The sequence below is a fragment of the Sphingomonas sp. 8AM genome (assembly GCF_902506455.1).
Lineage (GTDB): Bacteria > Pseudomonadota > Alphaproteobacteria > Sphingomonadales > Sphingomonadaceae > Sphingomonas.
Map to the genome: position 1 here is coordinate 2,970,215 of NZ_LR733844.1, position 19,391 is coordinate 2,989,605.

A 19,391-nucleotide genomic window follows, 5' to 3' on the forward strand; every position below is an offset into this window, starting at 1 on the left:
GGCCTCCTGTATGTACAGCATGTATATACAGGCAGCAGGGCTCGCAAGGCGGAGGGTTCGTGGACGATTGCATCATCATCGGCGCCGGGCCGGCCGGGCTGACCGCCGCCATCTATCTGGCACGCTACCATCTCGACATCCGCCTGTTCGACAGCGGATCGAGCCGCGCGGCGATGATCCCGTGCACGCACAATCATGCCGGTTACCCGGACGGGATCGCCGGCAAGGACCTGCTCGCGCTGATGCAGGCACAAGCCGAGAAATATGGCGCGCTGCGCGAGCAGGTCAAAGTCACCGGCCTCGCCCGCGATGGCGCCGACTTCATCGTCCGCACGGATCATGGCACGCACCGCGCCCGCACCGTGCTGCTCGCCACGGGAGTCGTAAACCATCGGCCGGCGCACCTGCTGCCCGAGGTGCATGATCCGGCGCTGGCGCGCGGGCTGTTTCGCTATTGTCCGGTGTGCGACGGATACGAAGTCACCGACCGGCGCGTCGCCGTCATCGGCACCGGCGATCACGGCATGCGCGAGGCGTTATTCCTGCGCGGCTTCACCCGCGACGTGACCCTCGTCTCACCCGAGGCCGAACATGCGCTCGACCCCGCGTGTGCGCAGGCGCTCGATGACGCCGGGATCGTCCGGGTCGAGGGGCCATGCGGCGGCTATGCGATCGAGGGCAATCATCTCGCGTTCGACACGGCACGCGGGCGGCTGGCGTTCGACAGCGTCTATCCCGCACTCGGCTCGCGCATCCGTTCCCGGCTGGCGGTCGAGGCCGGCGCGCGCGCCAGTGACGAAGGCTGCCTTGAGGTCGACGACCATCAGCGCACCAGCGTGCCCGGCCTGTTCGCGGCCGGTGATGTCGTGAAGGGGCTGGACCAGATCAGCCATGCGATGGGCGAAGCCGGCGTGGCGGCGACGGCGATCCGCAACCTGCTGGCGGAGCGACGTCCGCTGCGGCGGTAAGTTCCCGCCATTGCGAGCGTAGCGAAGCAATCCAGGGCGGCTAGCGTCTGGCTCTGGATTGCTTCGCTACGCTCGCAGTGACGATGTCTATGGCTCTACGAAATCGGCCTCGATCACCAGCCGTTCGCTATTCCATTCCGGCACCGCCGAAATCGGCACCATGAAGGTCTTGCCGCTCATGCGTCGGACTTCGACCACGTCGCCGGCACCGAAATTCTCGACCGCCGCGACCACGCCCAGTTTCTCGCCGGTCGTGGAAATCGCAGCAAGCCCGAGGAGATCGGCTCGATAATATTCGCCATCGTCCAGCGGCGGCAGAGCGTCGCGCGGCACGGTCAGCACCGTCCCGCGCAACGCCTCCGCCGCGGTGCGATCCGCGACCTCGGCGAAGCGCGCGATCGTGCCGTCACGCAGCTTCACCAGATTCAGCGCCCCGTCGTTGAACGAGCGGTGCGCCGCCAGATCATCGGCGAAGACCTTGAGCCGCACCTCGCCTGCGACACCATGCGCGCCCGTTACCGCGGCCAGCACGATCGCGCCGGGCGGCACCTCACTCGCTGTCGGGCGAGTCGCCGTCGCCATCGGGGGCGTCGTCGCGCCCTTCGGCGGGGTCGTTGGCGGAGACGCCTTGGTTGGTCGCGTCTTCATGGTCCTCGGGTGCGGTGCGCGGATCGGGATCGGCGGTCATCATGCGCTCTCCTGTTCGAGTGAACGGGAGCAACGCACGACGGCCGCGATCGGATGCTTATTCGGCGGTCGCTTCGGCCTCGGCCGCAGGCGCTTCTGCCTCAGCCGCAGGTGCGTTCGCCTTCTCGGCGGCGGCTTCCTCGGCTGCCTTCTGCTTCTCGGCACGCTCCTCGGCGCGCTCCTTGGCCTTCTCGCCCGGCTCGGCCTTCTTCGGGTTGCTGCGCACGGTGCGCTCCTTCACGCCGGCCGCATCGAGGAAGCGGGCCACGCGGTCGGTCGGCTGTGCGCCCATCGCCAGCCAGTGCTTGGCGCGCTCACCGTCGAGCACGATGCGCTTCTCGTCGTCCTTGGCGAGCAGCGGATTGTAGTTGCCGAGCTTCTCGATGAACTTGCCGTCACGCGGGCTGCGTGCGTCGGCAACGACGATGCGGTAATACGGACGCTTCTTCGAGCCGCCACGCGACAGGCGAATGCTGAGTGCCATCTGGTAACTTCCTTGCTTCTTCGTTTCGTCGGCCCTGCGGAGGCAGGGACCTGTTTCGGTTTCAACGACCGGCGCCCCTCGTCAGGGAGAGACCTCAAGCCCCTGCCTCCGCAAGGGCGACGATCGCTATCTCTTGAACTTGAACCCGCCGGGGCCACCCGGAATGTTGCCGGGCAGACCGGGAAGCCCCGGACCACCGCCCGGCCCGCCCAGCTTGCCCATCATGTCGCCCATGTCGGCGCCACCGATGGCATTGCCGAGCCCGCCGAGCCCGCCCTTGCCGAGCATCGCCATCATGCCCTTCAGGCCGCCCATCTTCTTGATCTTCTTCATGGCGGTCGACATCTCCTGATGCATTTTAAGGAGCTTGTTGACCTCCTGCACCGTGGTGCCGGAACCCTTGGCGATGCGGATCTTGCGCTTGGCGTTGATCAGCTCGGGCTTGGCGCGCTCCTTGACGGTCATCGAACCGATCATCGCATCGAGATGCACCAGCATCTTGTCGCTGCCCGGCGTCGCATCCATCGCGGCCTGCGCCTTCTTCATCCCCGGCAGCATCCCCGCCAGCGCACCAAGCCCGCCCATGCGCTTCATCTGCGCGAGCTGGCTGCGCAGGTCGTTCATGTCGAACTGGCCCTTGGCGAGCCGGTTCGCCATCCGCTCGGCGTCTTCCTGCTGGATCGACTCCGCGGCGCGCTCGACCAGCGAGACCACGTCGCCCATCCCCAGGATGCGCCCGGCGACGCGGCTCGGGTGGAACGCCTCCAGCGCGTCGAGCTTCTCGCCGACGCCCGCGAACTTGATCGGCTTGCCGGTGACGGCGCGCATCGACAGCGCCGCGCCGCCACGCGCATCGCCGTCCATGCGGGTCAGCACGACGCCGGTCAGCGGCACCTGCTCGGAGAAGTTGGTCGCGACGTTGACCGCGTCCTGACCGGTCAGCGAGTCGACGACCAGCAGGATTTCCTGCGGTTGCGCCACGTCGGCTACCGCCTTCATCTCGTCCATCAGCGCCTGATCGACGTGCAGGCGACCCGCCGTGTCGAGCATCAGCACGTCGAAGCCCTGCAGCTTCGCGGCCTGCACCGCGCGGCGTGCGATCTCGACCGGTTGCTGCCCGGCGATGATCGGCAGCGTCGCGACCTCGACCTGCGTGCCGAGCGTCGCCAATTGCTCCTGCGCCGCCGGGCGATTGACGTCGAGCGACGCCATCAGCACCTTCTTGGCAGTGCGCCCGGTCATCGATCCGGTCGACAGCCGTTTGGCGATCTTGGCGGTGGTGGTGGTCTTGCCCGAGCCTTGCAGCCCGACCATCATCACGATCGCGGGCGGCGTGACGTTCAGGTTCAGCTCGGCGCCCTCGGGATCATCGCCGCCCAGCATCCGCACGAGCGCGTCGTTGACGATCTTGACGACCTGCTGCCCCGGCGTGACCGAGCGGAGCACGTTCTGCCCGATCGCTTCCTCGGTGACCTCGTCGACGAACTGCCGCGCGACGGGCAGCGCCACGTCCGCCTCGAGCAGCGCGACGCGCACCTCGCGCATCGCCTGACGCACGTCGGCTTCGGTGAGCGCACCACGCCCCCGCAGCCGGTCGAAGACGCCGCCAAGACGATCGCTAAGGCTATCGAACATCGAAACTCCTTCCACCCGCCGAAAACGCAAAATACGCCGGCGGGCGAAACCTCGCCGGCCAGCGTGCGCCACAGGAGCGCTTGATCCTTGCGTTCCTCAACGGAACTTGGATGGGCAGTTAGCCGAAAGCGATGGGCGAGGCAAGTTTGTTCGGGTCTTGCTCCCCGCCCCTTCCCGTCATCCCCGCGAAGGCGGGGATCCAGAACCTCTGACGTTTGTGACTCTTGCAAAGACCTGCGCGTCTGGATTCCCGCCTGCGCGGGAATGACGGATAGTTATCTACCAACCCCCACCCGCCGCCAGATACGCCCGTTCCGCCTCGGTCGTCTCGCGCCCCAGCGCCGCATTGCGCGACGGAAACCGCCCGAACCGCGCAAACACCTCCGCATGGTCGCGCGCGAACTTCGCATTCTCCTCGATGCCCAGCGCCTCGAACGCCGCGACGCTCGTCGCCTGCCCTTCCGCATCCTCCGCATGCATCAGCGGCATGTAGAGGAACACCCGCTCCTCCTTAGACAATTCCGCATCCCACCCGCGCGCAATCGCCAGCTCCGTCAGCTCACGCGCCAGCGGATCGGCTGCGAACGCCTCCGCCTTCCCCCGAAACAGGTTGCGCGAAAACTGGTCGAGCACGATGACGATCGCCAGCAGCGTCTGCGGATCATCGCGCCACCCCGCGGCATCACTCGCCAGCACCCGTTCACGCAGAGCCCCAAACCGCTCCCGGATCGCCGCATCCAGCGCATCGTCCTTCGCGAACTGCTGCTGGGAGGTCAGCCCGAACCAGAAGTCGCGCACATCCTGCGCGCCGGAGTCGACTTCATCCCTCGTCATAACTAGATCGCCCGCCATGTCCTTCTCCCCCCAGCCAGAGGTCGTGACGCTCGGCTGCCGCCTCAACATCGCCGAAAGCGCGGCGATCCGCCAGATGGCGGGTCGCGGGCAGGTGGTGGTGAACGGCTGCGGGGTCACGCATCAAGCGGTCAAGGACACGCGCGCCGCGATCCGCCGGCTGCGCCGCGCCCGCCCCGACGCGGAACTGATCGTCACCGGCTGCGCCTCCGAGATGGACCGCGACGGCTTCGCGGCGATGCCCGAGGTCGACCGCGTGATCGGCAATGCCTCGAAGCTGCTCCCCGCCACCTGGGGCGCGCGCCCGAACGCGCCGCGCCCGATCCCGCAGACCCGCGCCTTCGTCGGGGTGCAGAACGGCTGCGATCATCACTGCACCTTCTGCGCGATCCCGCAGGGCCGCGGCCGCAACCGCGCCGAGCCGATCGCGGCGGTAATCCCGCAGATCGCCGCGCTGGTCGAGGGTGGGCAGCGCGAGGTGGTGCTGAGCGGGGTCGATCTCGCCAGCTACGACGATCGCGGCGCGCGGCTGGGTGCCCTGGTCGAGCGCCTGCTCGCCGAGGTGCCGACGCTCGAACGCCTGCGCCTCTCCTCGCTAGACCCCGCCGCGATCGACGACCATCTGCTCGCGCTGCTCACGCAGGAGCCGCGCGTGATGCCGCACGTTCACCTCTCCGTGCAGGCCGGCGATGACATGATCCTCAAGCGGATGCGCCGCCGCCATACGCGCGGCGACGTGCTGCGGCTGGTCGAGCGGCTCAGGGCGGCGCGCGACGTCGCGATCGGCGCCGACCTGATCGCCGGCTTCCCGACCGAGGATGACGCGATGTTCGCCAACACGCTCGCGCTGATCGACGAAGCCGATATTACCCACGCGCACGTCTTCCCCTATTCGCCCCGCAGCGGCACCCCGGCGGCACGGATGCCGCAGGTCGCGCCCGCCGTCGCGCGCGACCGTGCCGCGCGGCTGCGCGCCGCCGCTGCCGCCCGGCTCGCCCGCCGCCTCGCCGCGCAGGTCGGCACCGTCCAGCCGGTGCTGGTCGAAAAGCCCGGCGATCGCGGCCACGCGCCCGATTTCACCGCGGTGCGCCTGCCCACCCCTTCTCCCATCGGCGGCATCGTCGCGGTGACGATCACCGCCGCCGCCCCCGACCATCTGACCGGAAGCATCGCATGAGCACGAGCTGGCACGACAAGCTGCTGGGCGGTTTCCGCCGCACCTCCGACCGGCTGGTCGGCAACCTCGCCGGGCTGGGCGGCGCGCGGCTCGACGAGGAAACGCTCGACACCGTCGAGGAAGCGTTGATCGCCTCCGACCTCGGCCCCGCCACCGCCGCGAAGGTCCGCGACCGGCTGGCCGAGGGCACGTTCGAGCGCAACATGGAGGAACTCGGCATCCGGCTCGTCGTCGCCGAGGAGGTCGAGAAGGTGCTGCGCGACGTCGCCAAGCCGATCGGCATTGATGCCTTCCCGCGCCCGCAGGTGATCCTCGTCATCGGCGTCAACGGCTCGGGCAAGACCACCACGATCGCCAAGCTGGCGCATCTGTTCCTCGAACAGGATTATGCGGTGATGCTGGCGGCGGGCGACACGTTCCGCGCCGCCGCGATCGGCCAGCTCAAGACCTGGGCGGAGCGGATCGGGGTGCCGATCGTCACCGGGCCGGAGGGCGGCGACGCCGCCGGGATCGTCTGGGACGCGGTCAAGCAAGCGACCGCGATCGGCACCGACGTGCTGATCGTCGACACCGCCGGCCGCCTCCAGAACAAGCGCGAATTGATGGACGAGCTGGCGAAAATCCGCCGCGTGCTCGGCCGCCTCAACCCCGCCGCGCCGCATGACGTGCTGCTGGTGCTCGACGCCACTACCGGGCAGAATGCGCTGAGCCAGATCGAGGTCTTCAAGGAAGTCGCGGGCGTCACCGGGCTGGTAATGACCAAGCTCGACGGCACCGCGCGCGGAGGCGTGCTGGTTGCCGCAGCCGAGCGCTACGGCCTGCCAATACACGCGATCGGGGTCGGCGAGCAGATGGACGACCTGCGGCCGTTTGACGCACGTGAGGTCAGCCGGATCATCGCCGGGATCGACGGGGGCAAGCAACGATGAGCACGCAGCAGAACGAAGGCCATGGCGGCGTCCGCGCCCTGGTCGATTACGGCCCGCTCGCGCTGTTCTTCGCCGCCAACTTCCTCGTCCCCGCTGAGACGGCGCGCGCAATCGTCGCGCATTTCACCCCGATGCTCTCGACGCTCAAGCAGGTCGAGGCGCTGCTGCTCGCACGCGTGATCCTCGCCACCGCGGTGTTCGTGCTCGCCAGCGTCGTCGCGCTGGTGATCGCGAAGGCGAAGCTCGGGCGCGTGCCGCCGATGCTGCTGATCTCGGCCGGGCTGGTGATCGTGTTCGGCGGACTGACGATGTATTTCCGCGACCCGCGCTTCATCCAGATGAAGCCGACGATCGTCTACGCGCTGCTTGCGGCAGTTCTCGGCTTCGGGGTCGTGACCGGACGCCCGTTGCTTCAGCAAATGATGGGCAGCAGCTATCCTGGTCTCCGCGAGAGCGGCTGGCGGCGGCTGACGCTCAACTGGGTGTGGTTCTTCGTCGTGATGGCGTTTCTCAACGAAGCGGTGTGGCGCGGCGCGGCGGTCGCGGTCGGTCCGCAGCGCGGCTGGGACCTGTGGGCGATCTACAAGGTCTGGATCGTCATTCCCGCGACGATGCTGTTCGCGATCGCCAACGTCCCGATGCTGATGCGCCACGGCCTGACGCTCGGCGACGACACCCCGCCGGTACCGCCGGAGGGTTAACGTCATTGCGAGCGTAGCGACGCAATCCAGGGCGTTTTGATGCGGCACTGGATCGCGTCGCTGCGCTCGCAATGACGGATTACCCGCGCGGTCGGACACGCCCCACCGCCGCCGTCGACACCGCCGGCGTCACCCGCCAGACCGTATTCGACAGATCATCGGCGATGAACAACGCCCGGCGCGGCGCATCGTAGAGCACCCCGACCGGCCGCCCGCGCGCCTTCCCGTCGGCGCCGATGAACCCGGTAACCAGATCGCGTGGCTCACCCGCCGGGCGTCCACCCGCGAACGGCACCCATACCACCTTGTAGCCCGCCAGATCCTGCCGGTTCCAGCTACCATGTTCGCCGACGAACGCACCCTCGCTGAACGCCCCGCCCCAGCCGCCGCCGGATGCGAAGGACACACCCAGCGCCGCGACGTGCGAGCCGAGCGCATAGTCCGGCGCCACCGCGGTCGCGACCAGATCCGGGCGCTGTGGATGCGCGCGCGGATCGACGTTGCGTCCATAATAACTGTACGGCCAGCCGTAGAACGCGCCGTCGCGCACCTGCGTCAGATAATCGGGTACCAGCCGTGGCCCGAGTTCGTCGCGCTCGTTGACGACGCTCCACAGCGCATTGGTGGTTGGGTCGATCGCCAGCGCGGTCGGGTTGCGGATGCCCGTCGCAATCGCACGATGCGCGCCGGTCTGGCGATCGATCTCCCATACGACGGCTCGGTCCTGCTCGACCTCCATCCCGCGCTCGCCAATATTGCTGTTCGACCCGATCCCGACATACAGCTTCGACCCGTCGGCGCTCGCCGCCAGCGACTTGGTCCAGTGATGGTTGATCCGCGACGGCAGCTTGGTCACTTCCCATGCCGGGGTGGTGATACTCGTGGCACCCGGCACATAGGCGAAGCGCTTGAGCGCGCCCTGCTCCGCGACGAACAACTCGTTGCCGACCAGTGCCATGCCGTATGGTGCATCAAGCTTGTCGATAAAGGTCGTGCGCAGCTCCGGCCGCCCGTCGCCATCGGCGTCGCGCAGCAGCGTGATCCGGTCACCACCTTTGACGCTCGTCGTACCAAGGCTCTTGATATAGCCGGCGATCACGTCCTTCGGCCGCAGCTTGGGCGCGTGCCCGCCCTTGCCTTCGGCCACCAGCAGGTCGCCGTTAGGCAGCACCAGCATCTGCCGCGGCACCTTCAGATCAGTCGCGATCGCGGTGATCGCAAAGCCTTTCGGCACCGTCGGGCGCGTCTCGCCCCAACCGGTCGGCCTGGCGATCTTCATCGCCGGGATCAGTGACGGTTGCTGGTCGGGCAGTTGCGGGTTGGGTCCGGTCTGGCGCACGTCGCTCGGCTGGCTCCCGCACGCGCCCAGCAGCGTCAGCGTAGCGACGGTGGCAGCAACGCGGATCATCGCACCGCCTCCCGCACCACGACACTCCGCGCGCCGAGTGCCAGCCAGCCCGCCGCCAGCGCCGCACCGGTCGACACCAGCGACAGCAACAGCCCGCCGACCCCGACCGAAGCCCAGGCGTCCTGACTATGCTGAAACGCGTTGACCAGCCCCGCGACCCACGCCAGCGCGAGCAGCAACGGATACGCCCATGTCGCGCGCCGCCGCAGCGCCGCCCAAACGCTCCACACCAGCGCCGGGGCACCGAACACCAGCGCGCCGGTGATCGCCCACGCCGCCATGTTCGACCATTGCATCTCGGCGCTGCCCAGATAGGTCAGGTCCGCCGCCAGCGCCGCCGGGAACAACGCTACCGGGAAGGCGAGCAACAATCCGTGGAGCGGATGGATGCGCCATGGCGCGGCGGTGGGTGCGAGCATGATGACCTCCGCGCGCCCGACACGGACGCTCGTTACCTCAATGATTTGAGGGCCGCATAGTTGCCCGGGAAACAGGTCGTCCGGATGACGCGGCTTGTTACCGCCCGACCTTCATCCGCCACTTTCGTCATCCCTGACCTGATCCGGAATCCCGCTTGTCTCTCCGATCGCCACGACGCAGGACTCCGGATGAAGTTCGGAGCGACGAGCGAACGAAGTGTCCAGGTCGATCTGGCCGGGGCTTCAACTTCAATGAACTACCCGCTCAGAGCCGCGCACGCACCCCGATCGTCGCAGTGCGCGGCGCGCCCGGCTGCACCCACACTGGCGCATAGCTGTTGGCATACCACTGCGCGTCGAACAGGTTCGTCACCGAACCGAACAAGGTCGTCTCCGGGGTGAGATCGACCTCGCCGAACACCCGTGCCAGCGTATGCGCGGGCAAGGTGAAGCGAGTGCCGGTCTCGCCGCTGCGCTCACTGACATATTGCACCCCCGCGCCCAGCAGCGCCTCGCGCATGCCGAAGGTCATATGCCTGGCGAGCTGCACATTGGCATTGTGGTCGGGAATGTTGATCAGCGGATCGCCGGGCTGGATCTGGAACGAGAAATTGGGATCGCGCACCCGCGACCGTGCCTCGGCGTCGGTGTAGGCGTAGCTCAGCAGCACGTCGACGCGCCCCGGCAATTGCCCGGTCACGTCCAGCTCGACCCCGCGGCTGCGCGCCTTGCCGATCGCCACCGAAAATCCCGGATTGATGGTGTCGGTGGCCAGGACGTTCGCCTTGTCGAGTTCGTAGACCGCCAGCGTTCCGTTGAGCCGCCCGCCGAACGCCGTTAGCTTGACGCCCGCCTCCATCGATTGGCTCGTCTCGGGTTCGAAAACATTGCCACGCGCATCGGTGCCGATGTTGGCACGATAGCCCTCGCCATAAGCCGCATAGAGCGACAGCGGGGTCGCGAGCTGGTAAACGACACCCGCTTGCGGGCTGAACCGCGCGCGGCTGCGGCGCCCCTCGGTGTTCAGCAAGCGATTGTCGACGCGGAGCAGGAAACTGTCGACGCGTCCGCCGATGCGTAGCTCGAGCCGGTCGGTCAGGCTGATCTGGTCCTGCACATACCCGCCCAGCGTCCGCTGCACGTCGAGCCGGTTGGTGGTCGGCACCCCGGTCGGCACCGGCCAGCGGCCATAGACCGGGTTCTGGATGTCGATGGCATAACTCTGGCGGTCAGTCGCCGCCGCGGTGACGACCGGGCCACGGAAACGCGTGAAGTACTGATCGGTATCGAAATAGTCGATGTCGCCCCCGATCAGCACGCGATGCTTCAGCCCGCCGGTCATGAACTCGCCCGCCAGCTCGGCGCGGAATACGCTGTGCGCGGAAGCGTAGCTGCGCGTCCGCCGCTGCCGCGACAGGGTGCGGCCATCGACGAACAACTTCTGCCGCGCGGCCGCGGTCTCGGCGTCGGAGGAAGCGCCGGTCAGCTTCGTGTCGCGATGGCTGGCGCCGAGCAACAGGCTCCACCCGCTTCCGAAATCATGCTGGAGCCGCAGCTGGTGGCCGAAGGCGCGCGCGATTGTGTCGCCGTCGCCCGGCTCACCCAGGAAACGCGATCGCGGCACGGTGCGAAAATCACCGTTGTGGACGACGATCCCGCGATCGAACGGCACCGCGGTGCGCGTCCATTCCATGTCGTAGATCAGCCGCGTGCTGTCGCCGAGCGCCAGCGCCACCGACGGCAGGAACCCCCAGCGCCGCTGGCTGATCGTATCACGGAACGTGTCTCCGGATTCGGCATAGCCGATCAGCCGCGCGGTGAGATTGCCGGTGAGCGCGACGTTAGCGTCCCCCTCGGCGCGCACCGTGTCGAAGCTTCGATACTGCAGCGACGCACTGCCGAAACTGCGCCCGATCTCGGCCTGCTTCGTCACCAAGTTGATTGATCCGCCTGGCTCGCCTCGCCCCAGCACCGCCGCCGCCGGTCCTTTGAGAACCTCGACGCGCTCGATCCCTGCGACGTCACGCTGTCCGCTGAACCCGCGGCCGGCATTGAAGCCGTTGACCAGATAGCCGCTCGGCAGATTTTCGTCCCCTGCGAACCCGCGCACCGCGAAACTGTCCCACAGTCCGCCCAGCGTGTTCTGCCGCACCACCGACGCGTTCAGATCCAGCGCATCAGTCAGGCGCAGAATATTGTTCTCCTGCAATGTGCCCGCATCAATCGTGGTGATCGCCTGCGGGATTTCGCGCAGGGTGAAATTGCCACGATACGATTGCCGCACGCCCTCGACGGTGACCTCGTCATGATCCGCGGACGGATCGTCCTCGGCCGCGACCGGCGTCGGCGCGATCGACAGCGCGAGTGCGATCGGCAAGCCTGCGAGCAAAGCGGCGGGGCGCTTGGAACGACGCACGATCTTCTTCCCCTTCTGACGACGGCAATGCATGTCAGTCCTGTGCATGCAACAATGTATCACGGCAAATGATATGGTGTCACACGTGCGACTCTAATCGTGTTGGCGTCAAAAGATCGTTAACGCCGCATCCACCATGATCCCGCCGATGCCGAGCCATGAAAAAGGCCCGGGGAATCGCCCCGGGCCTCGTTCGTCTTCGCTATGCGGAGGTTCAGCCGACTGCGGCGTCGTAACGGCGCCCGGCCTCGTCCCAGTTCACCACATCCCACCACGCCTTCAGATATCCGGGACGGTCATTCATGTACGTCAGGTAATAAGCGTGTTCCCATACGTCGTTGCCGAGGATCGGCGTGCCCTTTTCCTTGGCGTCGTCCATCAGCGGATTGTCCTGGTTGGGGGTCGAGGTGACCTTCAGCGCGCCCGACGAATCCGCGATCACCCACGCCCAGCCCGAACCGAATTGCCCCGCGCCCTTTCCGTTGAAATCTTCCTTGAGCTTGTCGAGCCCGCCATAGGCGTCGATCGCCTCGGCCAGCTTGCCCGACGGCTGGGTCGAACCCTTCGGCCCCATGATCTTCCAGAAGAAATCGTGGTTCCAATAACCGCCGCCGTTGTTGCGGATCAGCGGCGGCAGCGACGAGACGCGTGCCAGAATGTCCTCGATTGACAGCCCCTCAAGCGACGGATCGGCAGCCACGCCCTCGTTCAGCTTGTTGGTGTACGCCGCATGGTGCTTGTCGTGGTGGAAGGTCATCGTCTCTTTGGAAATGACCGGCTCCAGCGCGTCATAGGCGTAGGGCAGCGGCGGCAGTTCGAAAGCCATAAATCCTCCTCAAGGTTCGCGTCGGCAACGCGATGGCCTCCAAATGGCTCCCTCGCACTCGTTACGCAACCGCTCCGATCAGATCGTGGCGACGCAACGCGTGGCGCAACTGGTCGTAGCTGAGCCCCAAAGCCTCGGCGGTCGCACGCTGGTTGAAGCGATGCTCGGCAAGCGATTTGGTCAGCAGCTCGCGCTCGAACAGCGCCACGCGGCTCTTGAAGTCGGACGGCCCGACCTCGCACGCCGCGACTTCCTCGTCGTCCTGCGCGCCCGGGGGCGGTGCGGCAGGCGCGGGCGTCAAGGCCGGCGTGGTGCGCTTCCCGTTGGCGCCGGCGGGTCGATACGGCGAGTCGAACGGATCGAACTCGATCGCCCCGACCGGCCCCGCGCGCTCCCAGCGATAGACCGCGCGCTCGACCACGTTGCGCAACTCGCGGACGTTGCCCGGCCAGCGATAGTCGCGCATCGCCTCTTCGATCTCCGCCGAGAAGCCCGCCCATTCGTCGCGTCCCAGCTCCGACGACATCCGCCGTCCGAAGAAGTCGGCCAGCACCGGGATATCGCTCTTGCGCGCGCGCAGCGGCGGCAGCGTCACGACCTCGAAGCACAGCCGGTCGAGCAGATCGGCACGAAACGTATGGTCCTCGACGCGATCCGGGAGATGCTCGTTCGTCGCCGCGACGATCCGCACGTCGACGCGCAACGGGCGCGACGCCCCGATCCGCGTCACCTCGCCATATTCGACCGCGCGCAGCAACCGCTCCTGCGCACCCATCGACAGCGTGCCGAGCTCGTCAAGGAACAGCGTCCCGCCATCGGCTTCCTCAAACCGGCCGACGCGCGCCTTGGACGCGCCGGTGAACGCCCCCGCCTCGTGCCCAAACAACTCCGCCTCGATCAGCGTTTCGGGAAGCGCGGCACAATTCATCGTCACCAGCGGCTGGTCCCAGCGCGGGCTGAGATGGTGGAGCCGTTCGGCGACCAGCTCCTTGCCGGTGCCGCGCTCGCCGATCACCAACACCGGACGGTCGAGCGCAGCGGCGCGGCTCGCGCGCTCCAGCGCGTCGAGGAAGACGCCTGATTGTCCGATGACCTGCGTGCTACGCTTCATGCACCAACGATTGGCGCAAATTACCAGACGATAGCAACCGTCAGTTTTTGCAATTTGCTCCTAGGTACAAGAAAACCCAGCATTTCCGCCACAAAGGCGAGTTGGCACGCCTCCTGCAATGCTTCTGGCAACTACGCATTCAGGGAGTTTTCACCATGACCGCCACCTTCACCAGCAAGCTCGCCGCCCTCGCCCTCACCGTTCTCGTCAGCGCCACGATGGTGCTCGGCGCGGTCGGCCCGGCGACGGCGCTGGCGAACACCCCCACCAGTTCCGCCCGCGCGACGGCGTGAGCGGAGGGCGGGGTGCGGGAACAGACCCTCCCCGTACCCCGTCCAATCCGCTAAGAAGGCGCGAATACCCAAGGAGTCCGTATCGAATGGGCATTTTCTCCCGCACTCGCGACATCGTCGCCGCCAACATGGCCGAGTTGCTCGACCGTGCGGACGATCCCGCCAAGATGGTCCGCATCATCATCGCGGAGATGGAAGACACGCTGGTCGAGGTTCGCGCCTCCGCCGCCCGCACCATCGCCGACCAGAAGGAGATGCGCCGCCATATCGCCAAGCTGGCGGAACTGGAGGCGAGCTGGACCGAAAAGGCCGAGCTGGCGCTCTCCAAGAGCCGTGAGGATCTCGCCAAGGCGGCGCTGATCGAACGCCGCAAGGCCGCCGACATGGGCGCGCAACTCCGCGAGGAAGTGACCGGCCTCGACGAGGCGCTGCGCTCCTCGGAAGAGGATATCGCCAAGCTTCAGAACAAATTACGCGAGGCACGCGCCAAGCAGAATGCGATCGCGACGCGGCTGGAAAGCGCCAACACCAAGGCGCGGCTGCGCGAGATGTGGAACGGCCCCAAGACGCACGAGGCATTCAGCCGCTTCGAGATCCTGGAGCGCCGCGCCGACGAGGCGGAGGGACGCGCCGAGGCGATGGGCCTCACGCCCCGTTCGCTGGAGGATGAATTCAACGAGTTGCGATCGAACGACAAGATCGACGCCGAGCTCGAAGCGCTCAAGAAGCGCCTGAACAAGGAGGATTGAGATGGATTTGACCGGCGTCATCGCCATTCTGGCATTCATGATCGGGCTTCCGTGGCTGATCCTGCACTATGTGACCAAATGGAAGACCGCCCCCAAGATGACCGGCGAGGACGAGCAATTGCTCGACGAGATGTACAATCTCGCCCGCCGGCTCGAGGACCGCGTCAACACGGTCGAACGGATCGTCGCCGCCGACAATCCCGATTTCCGCCCCGGCGTCGCCGACTATCGCTCGGCACCCGACTATCGTCTCGATCACCCCACGTCGCAGCGGAGGAACTGATGTCCGACAGCCGCACCCAATTCTACCTCGATCCGCAGAACGGCAAGTGGAAGGGCGTCTGCTCGGGGATCTCCGATTACGTGGGGATCGACGTCCTCTGGGTTCGTCTCGGCATCGCCGGGCTGACGATCGTCGCCCAGCAATGGTGGATCCTGCTCGCTTACATGGTCGTCGCCTGGATCGTCGATCCCAAGCCGACCGGGCTCTATCAGGACCATGACGACCAGAAATTCTGGCAGGGCGTCCGCGCCAATCCGAAACGGTCGACCGCCGAGGTCCGCGCCAAGTTCCGCGACATCGACCGCCGGCTCGCCGATATCGAGCTGCATTACACCAGCCGCAATTCGTCGCTGGCCAAGGAAATCGACAGCCTGCGCTGAGCGCGGCGTCAGCAAAGGGGTTTGGTCATGCACATCAGTCCGCTTCTCATCCCGATCTTCGCGCTGCTGATCCCGATCATCGCGATCATCGCCTCGACGGTTGTCCGGCCGTGGCTGGAAATCCAGCGCCGACGCCTCGAAATCGATGCCGAGCGTACCGCCGAAAAGGCCGCGCAATATGCCGCGCAGACCGAGCGGCTCGAAGCCCGCGTCCGCGTCCTCGAACGGATCGCCACCGACAAGGGCGTCGCGCTGGCCGACGAAATAGACGCGCTCCGCACCATCCCCGATCAGCGCCCGCTGAACTGAACATCCTAGAGAGACGGAGAAAATATAGTGCCGTGGTCCGTAGCGATAATGGTGGTCCTGATCGTGATGATCGTCACCATCGGGCGCATCAGCCGGGAAAAGTATCGCACCGAGCGTGTGCAGTCGCGGCTGCCCGAAACGGGTGCCGACCCGCGCGCCTATGATGAAATCCGCCAGCTCAAGGAACGCATCGCGGTTCTGGAGCGCGTCATCACCGATCAACACGGCCGCAGCGATCTGGAACGCCAGATCGAAGAGCTGCGCGACCGCTGACCGCAACACCAGCACAGGAGAAGGCAGCCATGTCCGATCCCCAGATCACCCTCACCCTCACGCTTGCCGTCGCATCGCTCGCCGGGCTGGCGATGCTGATCCTCGCTGCGCTGAACGGCTGGCGCGGCTGGCTCCAGCTCAAGAGCCAGCAGATGCGACTCGCCAGCGCGCCGGTTGCCACGCCCAATACCGGCGCGCGGATCGAGATTGCCGACCTGAAGGAACGCATCCGCAAGCTGGAGGCGATCGCGGCGGGTGTCGACCTCTGAACGGTTGCGGGCAGCGCGCCGGGGCGGTAGCGCGCCCGGCATGACCGAAGCCGCTGCCACGCTCGACGACGTCCGCGACGAATATGCCTTTCTCGAAGGCGACGACCGCTACCGCCTCCTCGTCGATCTCGGCCGCGCGCTGGAGCCGATGCCGGAGGCGCTAAAGACCGATGCGACATTGGTGCGCGGCTGCTCCGCCTCGGTCTGGGTCTATCCCGCGGTCCGCGACGATGGCCGGCTTCACTTCCTCGCCGACAGCAACGCGCACATTACCAAGGGCATCATCGCACTGGTCCTGCTGACGGTGCAGGACCGCACCCCTGCGGAAATCCTCTCGGCCGACATCGAGGGTGAGCTGGCCTCGTTCGACCTCAAGGCGCAACTCAGCTCGAACCGCACGCAGGGCATCCCGAACATGATCGCCCTGATCCGCGAAACTGCGGCGCGCTACGCCGGCTGATCTCGTCATTCCCGCGACTGCGGGAATCCAGAGGCGCAGGTCCGTCGATAGAAGCGTAAGGCCAGAGGTTTCGGACTCCCCCTTCGCTGGATGACGTTGGTGCATGCGCCTTCCAAAGACCGTAGTCCCGGCGAAGGCCGGGACCCAGTTGGGAAGGCGCTCGTGAAAAGAACGCTTCCCGCCGTCACGATCGCTGCGTAGCTGAACCGCCGCCTCCTCCGGGCTGACGGGAATGACGAAGCGGACGCCCCCTCACGCAGCCATCGGCAGCCTTAACCGCACCAGCAACCCGCCGAGGTCCTCGCTCTCCTCCAGCGCCACCGTCCCGTCGTAGATTTCCGCGACATCGCGCACGATAGCCAGCCCCAGCCCGGTGCCGGGCTTGCCGGTATCCAGCCGCACCCCGCGATCGAAAATACGGACGCGGTCCGCCTCCGGGATCCCCATCCCGTCGTCCTCGACCAGTATCTCCACGAACCCCGCTTGCGCGCCGACGGTCACGAACACGCTGCCGCCGCCGTATTTGGCGGCATTCTCGACCAGATTGCCCATAATCTCGTCCAGGTCCTGCCGCTCGATATGCGCGACCAGATCCTTCGGCCCGCTCATGTCGATCCGCACATGCGGGTAGAGCCGCTGCACCGCGCGCTCGACCGACTCGACGCTCGGCCATACCTGCGCGCGGCTATGCGCCGAACCGCGCCGCCCGACCGCGCGCGCGCGCGCCAGATGGTGGTCGACCTGCCGCCGCATCGTCCGTGCCTCGCGGATCACCGTATCGGCCAGATCGTCGGACTGCGCGGTCGCGGCGTTCATGATGACGGTCAGCGGCGTCTTGAGCGCGTGCGCGAGATTGCCTGCGTGGCGACGCGCTTCCTCGGCCTGCGTCTCGTTGTGCGCGACCAGCGCGTTCAGCTCCTCAACCATCGGCAGCAGTTCGAGCGGCATCGCCCCGTCAATCCGGTTCGAGCGTCCCGCGCGCATCTTTGCGATCTCCAGCCGCAGCCGGCGCAGCGGCAGCAACCCGTAGAAGGTCTGCAGCGTCGCCAGCACCGCCAGCCCGACCCCGAGCAGCACGAAGCTGCGCACCAAAGTCCGGCGCAACACCGCGATCTGCGCTTCCAGCGCGTCGCCGCGGCTCGCGACCTGGAACCGCCAGCGGACGTTCGATCCGGGCAGCGTCACGTCGCGCTCGATCACGCGCAATTTCTCGTCGGGGAACTGGTTGCTGTCGTATTTGCGCACCTCCGAACCGCTGTGCGGCTTCCCGTACGCCAGCTCGCGATCCCACAGCGACCGCGACGGAAAGGTCTCGTGGCCCGGCGCCGACACCTGCCAATATTGCCCCGAATAGGGTTCGAGGAAACTCTGATCGGCGGGCTGGCGGTTGAAGCGCACCTCGCCGATCGGGTCGATCTCGGCCGACGCCAGCAACGAGCGCAGCACATATTGCAGCTGATCGTCAGCGTTGGCGGTCACCGCGCCGACCAGCACGCGGTCGAGCGCAAACCCGCCGCCGACCAGCAGCGCCGAAATCCACGCAAACGCGATCAGGATCATCCGCCGCGAGAGCGACCCGCTCGCCCGCGGCTTGCCGGGTTCGCCCTCGGTCACGGCGTCAGGCGTCCGGGTCTTCCAGACTGTAGCCGAGCCCGCGGATCGTCGTGATCACGTCCTGGCCCAGCTTCTTGCGGATCCGCGTCACGAACACCTCGATCGTATTCGAATCGCGGTCGAAATCCTGATCGTAGATATGTTCGATCAACTCGGTGCGGCTGACCACCTTGCCCTTGTGGTGGAGCAGATAGCTGAGCAGCTTGTATTCCTGCGCGGTCAGCTTCACCGGCTCGCCGGCCCGCGTGACCTTGCCCGAGCGCGTATCCAGCCGCACGTCGCCCGCGATCAGCTCCGACGAGGCATTGCCCGAGGCGCGCCGGATCAGCGCGCGCAGCCGGGCAATCAGCTCCTCGGTCTGGAACGGCTTGGCGACATAATCGTCCGCGCCCGCGTCGAGCCCGGCGACCTTGTCGGACCAGCTGTCGCGCGCGGTTAACACCAGCACCGGCGTGACCTTGCCTTCCTTGCGCCAGCGATCGAGCACGGTCAGCCCGTCGATCTCCGGCAGCCCGAGGTCGAGCACGATCGCATCGTAGTTTTCAGTCGAGCCAAGGAAATGCCCTTCCTCGCCATCGGTTGCCAGATCGATGGCGTAACCCGCGCCTTCGAGCGTTGATTTCAGCTGCTGCCCCAGATTGGGCTCATCCTCGACGATCAGCACGCGCATCTTTGGTGGGGCTCCCTTGGAAAACGAAGTATCTAGCGGTGGCGCTAGCACGAAAGCCGCGCGCTATGGAATTGCGGCTTTCCGCGCGCTGAACACGCTCAGCGGCCGGTGCGTCCCAAAATTTGCCCGGTGCGCCCGTCGACATCGACCCAGATCACCGCGCCCTTCTTCAGGAACTTGAGCGTGTAGATGCCGCTCGGCATCTCGAGATCGAAGCCGATATATTGCGCGTCGCGCATCGTCGGCACCACGCGCCGCTCGATCTCCGGCAACGGCAGCAGCCGCCCCTGCCGGCGGGCCTGCAACGCCACCGACCCGTCGCGCACCTGATCCGGCGGCGCTGGCGGTGGCTGGGCGATCGCCGGGGCGGCCAGCCCGCACAGAAAGAGCGAAGGAAGCATTCTCACCGGTGCTGGCATAGGCAAAGCGGCTTGAACAGCCTGTGAATGAGGAAAGCGGCGCATGTGTCCTCCGCGCA

25 protein-coding genes are annotated in these 19,391 nt (G+C 66.8%); 12 read left to right on the forward strand and 13 right to left on the reverse strand.

From position 1 onward, the window contains the following. Window positions 1–59 precede the first annotated feature (59 nt). Window positions 60–968: an NAD(P)/FAD-dependent oxidoreductase gene (locus BACI71_RS14000; RefSeq protein WP_159759612.1), complete on the forward strand. Its 909-nt coding sequence runs from the start codon at window positions 60–62 to the stop codon at window positions 966–968. Between the two features lie 87 nt (window positions 969–1,055). Here the strand turns inward: BACI71_RS14000 and rimM are convergent, their stop codons facing one another. The 5 genes from rimM to BACI71_RS14025 form a co-directional block, all read right to left on the reverse strand. Continuing rightward, window positions 1,056–1,550, reverse strand: a complete 495-nt coding sequence (gene rimM, locus BACI71_RS14005) for a ribosome maturation factor RimM (protein ID WP_159759614.1) — start codon at window positions 1,548–1,550, stop codon at window positions 1,056–1,058. Continuing rightward, a complete protein-coding gene (locus BACI71_RS14010) occupies window positions 1,519–1,656 on the reverse strand; it encodes a hypothetical protein (protein WP_201297382.1) in 138 nt (45 codons plus the stop codon). Before BACI71_RS14010 ends, rimM begins: the two co-directional genes overlap by 32 nt. 57 nt (window positions 1,657–1,713) lie before the next feature. Continuing rightward, window positions 1,714–2,139 carry a 30S ribosomal protein S16 gene (rpsP, locus tag BACI71_RS14015; RefSeq protein WP_159759616.1) on the reverse strand — a complete coding sequence of 142 codons (426 nt, stop codon included), beginning with the start codon at window positions 2,137–2,139 and terminating at the stop codon, window positions 1,714–1,716. Window positions 2,140–2,265: 126 nt separating this feature from the next. After that, complete coding sequence (gene ffh, locus BACI71_RS14020) at window positions 2,266–3,774, reverse strand: signal recognition particle protein (RefSeq protein WP_159759618.1); 1,509 nt, start codon at window positions 3,772–3,774, stop codon at window positions 2,266–2,268. A 279-nt stretch (window positions 3,775–4,053) separates the two neighbouring features. After that, the gene (locus BACI71_RS14025) at window positions 4,054–4,608 is read right to left on the reverse strand and encodes a DUF924 family protein (protein ID WP_236552989.1); all 555 of its coding nucleotides are present in this window, start codon (window positions 4,606–4,608) and stop codon (window positions 4,054–4,056) included. A 16-nt stretch (window positions 4,609–4,624) separates the two neighbouring features. Here BACI71_RS14025 and BACI71_RS14030 point away from each other — a divergent pair, with 16 nt between their 5' ends. Genes BACI71_RS14030 through BACI71_RS14040 form a run of 3 tightly spaced genes read left to right on the forward strand, consistent with a single transcriptional unit; the run spans window position 4,625 to window position 7,433 of the window. Then, window positions 4,625–5,803, forward strand: a complete 1,179-nt coding sequence (locus BACI71_RS14030; RefSeq protein ID WP_159759622.1) for a MiaB/RimO family radical SAM methylthiotransferase — start codon at window positions 4,625–4,627, stop codon at window positions 5,801–5,803. Further along, window positions 5,800–6,732 carry a signal recognition particle-docking protein FtsY gene (gene ftsY, locus BACI71_RS14035; protein WP_028966018.1) on the forward strand — a complete coding sequence of 311 codons (933 nt, stop codon included), beginning with the start codon at window positions 5,800–5,802 and terminating at the stop codon, window positions 6,730–6,732. Before BACI71_RS14030 ends, ftsY begins: the two co-directional genes overlap by 4 nt. After that, window positions 6,729–7,433: an inner membrane-spanning protein YciB gene (locus tag BACI71_RS14040; protein ID WP_159759624.1), complete on the forward strand. Its 705-nt coding sequence runs from the start codon at window positions 6,729–6,731 to the stop codon at window positions 7,431–7,433. Before ftsY ends, BACI71_RS14040 begins: the two co-directional genes overlap by 4 nt. 79 nt (window positions 7,434–7,512) lie before the next feature. On the opposite strand, the gene BACI71_RS14045 is transcribed toward BACI71_RS14040, so the two are convergent. The 5 genes from BACI71_RS14045 to pspF all read right to left on the reverse strand — a co-directional run bounded on the left by BACI71_RS14045 (window position 7,513) and on the right by pspF (window position 13,613). Beyond that, a complete protein-coding gene (locus tag BACI71_RS14045) occupies window positions 7,513–8,841 on the reverse strand; it encodes a PQQ-dependent sugar dehydrogenase (protein WP_159759626.1) in 1,329 nt (442 codons plus the stop codon). Continuing rightward, window positions 8,838–9,260 carry a DUF2231 domain-containing protein gene (locus BACI71_RS14050; RefSeq protein ID WP_159759628.1) on the reverse strand — a complete coding sequence of 141 codons (423 nt, stop codon included), beginning with the start codon at window positions 9,258–9,260 and terminating at the stop codon, window positions 8,838–8,840. The genes BACI71_RS14045 and BACI71_RS14050 overlap by 4 nt, the downstream gene beginning before the upstream one ends. Window positions 9,261–9,525: 265 nt before the next feature. Then, window positions 9,526–11,613, reverse strand: coding sequence for a TonB-dependent siderophore receptor (locus BACI71_RS14055; protein ID WP_443018510.1), 2,088 nt, complete (start codon window positions 11,611–11,613; stop codon window positions 9,526–9,528). 277 nt (window positions 11,614–11,890) lie between these two features. After that, window positions 11,891–12,502 (reverse strand): superoxide dismutase, encoded by a 612-nt coding sequence (locus BACI71_RS14060; RefSeq protein WP_159759632.1) that lies wholly within the window; start codon window positions 12,500–12,502, stop codon window positions 11,891–11,893. A 61-nt stretch (window positions 12,503–12,563) separates the two neighbouring features. Continuing rightward, on the reverse strand, window positions 12,564–13,613 hold the full coding sequence (gene pspF / locus BACI71_RS14065) for a phage shock protein operon transcriptional activator (protein ID WP_159759634.1): 1,050 nt from the start codon (window positions 13,611–13,613) through the stop codon (window positions 12,564–12,566). Between the two features lie 155 nt (window positions 13,614–13,768). Here pspF and BACI71_RS14070 point away from each other — a divergent pair, with 155 nt between their 5' ends. The 8 genes from BACI71_RS14070 to BACI71_RS14105 all read left to right on the forward strand — a co-directional run bounded on the left by BACI71_RS14070 (window position 13,769) and on the right by BACI71_RS14105 (window position 16,629). Then, on the forward strand, window positions 13,769–13,906 hold the full coding sequence (locus tag BACI71_RS14070; protein ID WP_201297383.1) for a hypothetical protein: 138 nt from the start codon (window positions 13,769–13,771) through the stop codon (window positions 13,904–13,906). A gap of 86 nt (window positions 13,907–13,992) precedes the next feature. Continuing rightward, entirely contained in the window at window positions 13,993–14,655 is a 663-nt protein-coding gene (pspA, locus tag BACI71_RS14075) for a phage shock protein PspA (protein ID WP_159759636.1), read from the forward strand. Window position 14,656: 1 nt separating this feature from the next. Then, window positions 14,657–14,938, forward strand: a complete 282-nt coding sequence (gene pspB, locus BACI71_RS14080) for an envelope stress response membrane protein PspB (RefSeq protein ID WP_159759638.1) — start codon at window positions 14,657–14,659, stop codon at window positions 14,936–14,938. After that, a complete protein-coding gene (gene pspC, locus BACI71_RS14085; protein ID WP_159759640.1) occupies window positions 14,938–15,318 on the forward strand; it encodes an envelope stress response membrane protein PspC in 381 nt (126 codons plus the stop codon). The genes pspB and pspC overlap by 1 nt, the downstream gene beginning before the upstream one ends. Window positions 15,319–15,345: 27 nt before the next feature. Continuing rightward, entirely contained in the window at window positions 15,346–15,627 is a 282-nt protein-coding gene (locus BACI71_RS14090) for a hypothetical protein (RefSeq protein WP_159759642.1), read from the forward strand. A 48-nt stretch (window positions 15,628–15,675) separates the two neighbouring features. Continuing rightward, window positions 15,676–15,900 carry a hypothetical protein gene (locus tag BACI71_RS14095; RefSeq protein ID WP_159759644.1) on the forward strand — a complete coding sequence of 75 codons (225 nt, stop codon included), beginning with the start codon at window positions 15,676–15,678 and terminating at the stop codon, window positions 15,898–15,900. Between the two features lie 29 nt (window positions 15,901–15,929). After that, a complete protein-coding gene (locus tag BACI71_RS14100) occupies window positions 15,930–16,169 on the forward strand; it encodes a hypothetical protein (RefSeq protein WP_159759646.1) in 240 nt (79 codons plus the stop codon). Window positions 16,170–16,209: 40 nt separating this feature from the next. Continuing rightward, window positions 16,210–16,629, forward strand: coding sequence for a SufE family protein (locus BACI71_RS14105; protein WP_159759648.1), 420 nt, complete (start codon window positions 16,210–16,212; stop codon window positions 16,627–16,629). A gap of 252 nt (window positions 16,630–16,881) precedes the next feature. Here BACI71_RS14105 and BACI71_RS14110 read toward each other — a convergent pair whose 3' ends face one another. From BACI71_RS14110 to BACI71_RS14120, 3 genes are all read right to left on the reverse strand, one after another. Next, complete coding sequence (locus tag BACI71_RS14110; protein WP_159761223.1) at window positions 16,882–18,189, reverse strand: sensor histidine kinase; 1,308 nt, start codon at window positions 18,187–18,189, stop codon at window positions 16,882–16,884. A 58-nt stretch (window positions 18,190–18,247) separates the two neighbouring features. Further along, window positions 18,248–18,913, reverse strand: coding sequence for a response regulator transcription factor (locus tag BACI71_RS14115; RefSeq protein ID WP_022686661.1), 666 nt, complete (start codon window positions 18,911–18,913; stop codon window positions 18,248–18,250). 98 nt (window positions 18,914–19,011) lie between these two features. Then, window positions 19,012–19,314 (reverse strand): hypothetical protein, encoded by a 303-nt coding sequence (locus tag BACI71_RS14120; RefSeq protein ID WP_236552990.1) that lies wholly within the window; start codon window positions 19,312–19,314, stop codon window positions 19,012–19,014. Window positions 19,315–19,391: the final 77 nt, after the last annotated feature.